Annotated in this window: 1 protein-coding gene and 1 pseudogene; one reads left to right on the top strand and one right to left on the bottom strand. The window is 50.0% G+C overall.

Going from position 1 to position 4,146, the window contains the following annotated elements; translation table 11 throughout:
* Positions 1 to 3,437, bottom strand: a 3,437-nt coding sequence (locus IO95_RS21365) for an autotransporter outer membrane beta-barrel domain-containing protein (RefSeq protein WP_037387175.1), incomplete at its 3' end; no start/stop codon positions are given.
* A gap of 510 nt (positions 3,438 to 3,947) precedes the next feature.
* On the opposite strand from IO95_RS21365, the pseudogene IO95_RS21360 reads away from it, so the two are divergent.
* Positions 3,948 to 4,146, top strand: a pseudogene (locus tag IO95_RS21360) (IS4 family transposase); the annotation flags it as partial.

Here is a 4,146-nt window from a genome sequence, read left to right as displayed (position 1 = left end):
CTGGTGACCTTGTGCTCACCGGTCAGGGCGTCAATGTACTGCGTCTCCCCCAAACGGTCATGCAGACGGGTAACGAACATGTTGTTGGCTGCCGCCAGGTTGGCATTGTAAGCCCCCGCTTCCGGGCGGATATCCGAGTGATTATCCTCCCCCGACTTGCTGGTCAGGTACCAGTTACCTGCGGTGCCCGCTTGACTGCCACGGCCCAGGGTATAGTCATACGCCCCGGCAACAATACGCCCGTTTTGTACAAACTCGCCGTTGGACTCACCACCGACGCGCACTACTTCAATCCCTTCCAGCGTCTGGGCTCCGATCCCACCAGCATTGTTGATTTGCACCCGGGTGCTGCCCGAGGTATTGCCCGCCACCACCAGTTTATCGGTCAGTGAGCTGTCATCCCCCAGTTGGGTGTTCATCACCAGCAGGCCATTGTTGCCCACGTAGTTACCGTCCACCGTCAGGGTTTTGAAGTTATTGGCCGTTGGGGCGACAAAGGTCACCGTGCCGCCATGAGTGAGGTCATTAACCAAAGAATCTGCGGTCATGGTCCACTGGCTGCTGCTGTCAATGCTGACATCCGTCGGGTCAATCCAACCGGTCAGGCTGGCACCGTTAATCAGGCTCAGTTGCGTGCCACTTTGGCCAATTACATTACTGGTCAGTTGCGCCCCACCAGTGCTGCCATCCAGAATCAGGCTGCCGGCTTGCAGCTCGGTATTACCCGCCCAAGCGGTATTACCGCTCAGGGTCAAGTTACCCGCCCCTTCTTTGATCAAGGTACCGTTGCCAGTTATCGCCCCGGCATACTGGCTGCTATCCGCGGTACTGGCATTAAGCACCGTCAAGTTGGCTCCGCTCAGCTGAACCTCACCGCCCTTGCCGCTCAAACGGTTAAACTGCTGGTCGTTGCCATTGAGGTTGACGATACCGCCGTTAACAATCACTTCACTGCTGGCTTTGATACTGTCGGCAATATCCAGTTGCAGCGTGCCGCTCTCAACCGTAGTGGACCCGGTGTAGCCGTTCACAGCGGACAATACCATCCGACCGATACCGTCTTTCATCAGGCTCTTGCCATCCCAGCCGCTGGCAAAACCACCGTTAGGCACCGTCTGGTCGTCCAGCGCAATATCGACATTAAAACCAGTGCTATCATTCAGGGTAAAGTTACCGCTACCGTGTTGCTGCTCCCCTTCGTTCCACGCCAGGCGGAAGCCCAGGGTATAATCAAGGCTGTCCTCGCTTAGGTGACCATCGTGCAGCAGATAATCCAGGCTATAAGGGTCCAGCGGATTGTTGATAAAGTCCCCGGTGATACCACCAGTGGTGTGTAGCAGTATATAGTCCTGGCCTATCACCCCGCTCGCCTTGGTCGGATCCTCGCTGTCAGCAAAGCCATTCACAATCAACCTGCCGTCAAGATTGGCGCTTTGTGCGGTGATATCCGGTGACGCGCCCAATATCGCATACAAGTTCGAGTCATTCTGTTGGGTAAACGTACCGCCCACCTGCAGCTTGGAGCCGCTGGCACCAATCATAGAGGTAGCGCCTGATTGGGTGGTGTAATCCCCAGTAATGGTAAACAAACCATTTTGTGCCAGAGACAATGTTCCCTGCTGTACATTGATGCTGCCCTGTGTAGAGCCAGCGCCTGATAGGGTTACCAGGCCATTACCGATTTTATTCAACGCCCCGTTCCCGGTGACAACACCCGCAAAGGTGCTCTCCTGACCATCAACATTATTTAATGTGATGGTACTGTTACCGGTTAACAAGGTTGCGCCACTGGCACCGGACAATTGCCGAAACTGCTGGTCGGTATTAAGTGTATCCACAATGGCATTGTTATTAAGTTGTACCGATGAAGCATTGACAAAGGTATTGGCCTGGCTCAGGCTTAATGTTCCGCCATCTACCCGCAGTTGCCCCAGAAAGCCGCTATTATCGGCATTGATATTCAGCGTACCGGCACCCGTTTTGACCAGCGTTGCGCTCTCTGCGCCACTAAAGCCACTAGTGGTACCGATGTTATAACCATTTGAATCGACAGTGGCTCCGCCGTTACCCACCTGAATGGTGCCGACATTTTGAATAAACAGATCATTGTCTGATAATGCCTGCAGGGTTCCACCATTAAACGTCACCAGTGCAGTACCTTGATAACCACTTAACTGATTGGTTGCCAAAACGCCGCCATTCAAATTCAGCGTTCCAGTTGAACCAGCGAATGACCCGACCCATACCTCTGTTCCGTTATTAATTTTACCGCTGTTAAGGGTTAAGGTTCCGTTCCCATTGTAGCCAACGTACAGGCCGCCCTGTGTTGTCACCGTTCCACCATTAACGATAACAGTTCCTATCCCACTAGCACTTTGGCCTATATTCAATGCTGAAGCGCTATTAACTTCACCCCCGTTAACCGTAAGAGAGCCGGTACCTCCATAACCAATACCCAAGGACCTTCCGGTATTTAATTTCCCATTATTTAGGACAACATTTCCGGATGAACCCGCAATGACGCCAACCCAGCTCGTGCCATTACTATTAAGCAAGCCCCCATTAATAACAACGTTTCCTATGCCGTCATAACCGATATACAGACTCTGATCCGTTGTCATGGTACTGTTATCATTCAGCGTCACCTGACCGACACTATTCGCCCCCGCAGCCCAAACAATACCGGACTTACTGTAAAACCAGCTATTGCCATTGAGTACTGCACTTCCCGTCCCTTGGGCCACCAGGTTGTTGCGCCAGACCTCACCACCGAAAAATGCCCAGTCTGAACTAATCTGGCCATCATTATTCATCTCCAGTGTTCCGGTTCCCGCACGCCCAACGACAAAGTTATTCCCTGCTGCTGTTGTGAGCTTGCCACCATTGATGAACACGTACCCCACAGAACCAGCAAGATCAGCAATTTTCATTTCCCAACCAGCGTTCACCAGGCCGCCGTTAAGGATAAAGGTGCCGGTACCGGATTCACCCACTAAAATTTCCGTACCGACATTTAGCACCCCATTATTCATAATAACAGTGCCACTCTCTCCAGCCGCCTTACCGATATAAAAAAGATAGGCAGCGGCATTACCACCATCAATAATGGCCGTTCCACCATTACTGACAGAGGGACTATCTCCACCTCCTGGTACAATGCTTCCATCCCAGTTACTGCCTACAGCCCAGTTACCTTGGCCGGGGTTAATCCAGGTTGCTGCCTGAGCGCCAGAGGTCAGTGATGAGCCACCTAAAACAATTAATGAAGAGCAAAGAACAGAGAGCGAGGCGTATCGACAGTGGGCCATTGCTCGCGCAATAGGAGAAAGCGACAGTGGATGCGTCGAACCATAAGGTATATTTTTAATTGAAGGGTATATTGAGTTAACCCCTTCAATAAATTGTGATTTTTTAAGATGGAACATTTTATTTATCATATTGAAAGTTATCCTGACTATCATTAAATACCATCAGTTTTTTATTCTGCAGATTGTGCAGATAAAAAACTGGCTGTTATATTCTTTATTTTTCAAAGCATTTGGATGTTCATGGTCGTGGAGATGAACCACAAACCTATTTTCTATGCTTCTGAACCATGAGAAGGCTGAACCCTAGGAATCTGTAGATGCACCATTTAAGCATTGGTGACATTTCATCACGCAACGCGAAAATTTAGAACATGGCTGGCTGCTATCCTTGCACTTTGAAGTCTCTGCTTATTGTTGTAGTTCGGTGGTTATTTTAACTGTAAAACGACTTAAATTAACGTGTGAAAAAAAATCAATAATTAATTTGATAAATACTACCCTTTAAAAAAATCACTGTTTACTAATCAGTTAGCGTTGCAGGATAAAGCCTTAGCCATCCCCTCATATGAGCAAGGCATGGCAAGGCTTCTGAGGTATGATCTCCGTTCTTGACCAGCTAATAGCGAGCAGACAGCCTCCATGCTTAACCACGAAATAATTCTTAACCACATTGATGACATATTCGGACAGGACATGCATGCCAAGCGTGTCTTGTCGCTCGCCAATGCAACCCACGGGGTTATTGAGTCGGGGTCATTGGCCATCCATGCCATTGGCAATGGCCTCTCTTTGGCCAGCGGCCTTGAGCGAAAGCACGCCGTCAAGCAGGTGGATAGAC

The sequence above is a fragment of the Serratia sp. DD3 genome (assembly GCF_000496755.2).
Note: the sequence above shows the minus strand (reverse complement) of the source record. Positions and strands in the feature narration are given on the sequence as shown.